General features: G+C 72.0%; 1 protein-coding gene and 1 tRNA gene. Both read right to left on the bottom strand.

Annotation, left to right across the window (positions count from 1 at the left end):
- A tRNA-Gly gene (locus tag JS521_RS35975) sits at positions 1-72 on the bottom strand.
- Between the two features lie 23 nt (positions 73-95).
- Entirely contained in the window at positions 96-716 is a 621-nt protein-coding gene (locus tag JS521_RS35970) for a response regulator transcription factor (protein ID WP_065489873.1), read from the bottom strand.
- Positions 717-757 lie beyond the last annotated feature (41 nt).

Below are 757 nucleotides of genomic sequence, written 5' to 3'. Positions count from 1 at the left end.
GCGGACGACCAGGTTCGAACTGGCGACCTCAACCTTGGCAAGGTTGCGCTCTACCAACTGAGCTACGTCCGCAGTGCGCCGAAGCGCGATGCCTACTATACCCATCCCCGCTCGCGGGCGAGACGCACCGCCGTATGCCGGTTCTCCGCACCGATCTTGGAGGCGGCCGAGGACAGGTAGTTGCGTACGGTCCCCTGGGAGAGCGAGGCCCGCTCCGCGATCTCGGCGACCGGCGCCCCGTCCGCCGCCAGTTCGAGCACCTCGGCCTCCCGGGCGGTCAGCGGGGAGTCCCCGGCGGAGATCGCGTCGGCCGCCAACTCCGGATCCACGTAACGGTTTCCGGCGTGGACGGTACGGATGATCTCGGCGAGCCTGCGGGCGCTGACCGTCTTCGGGACGAACCCGCGTACGCCGGCGGCCAGGGCCCGTTTCAGATGCCCGGGGCGGCCGTGGCTGGTCACGATCATGGTGCGGCAGTCCGGCAGTTCGGCCCGCAGCGATGTGGCGACCTTCACACCGTCCGCGCCCGGCATCTGGAGGTCGAGGACGGCGACGTCGGGCCGGTGCGCCAGCGCCATCGCCAGGGCCTCGGGACCGCTCGCCGCCTCCGCGACCACGACGAGGTCCTCCTCCAGGGCGAGCAGCGCGGCCAGCGCGCCCCGGATCAGGTGCTCGTCGTCGGCCAGCAGGACCCTCAGGGGCTGCGCGGTGGTCATCGTTCCTCCGGGAGGGCGGCAGGGGCGTCGGAAGAGGGGGC

It is taken from the genome of Streptomyces durocortorensis (assembly GCF_016901035.1).
In the GTDB taxonomy this organism is placed as follows: Bacteria; Actinomycetota; Actinomycetes; order Streptomycetales; family Streptomycetaceae; genus Streptomyces; species Streptomyces durocortorensis.
Note: the sequence above shows the minus strand (reverse complement) of the source record. Positions and strands in the feature narration are given on the sequence as shown.

What these genes read in the sequence shown, in the direction of transcription:
- JS521_RS35970 (WP_065489873.1), bottom strand. Translation starts at nt 716, where the DNA reads ATGACCACCGCGCAGCCCCTGAGGGTCCTGCTGGCCGACGACGAGCAC.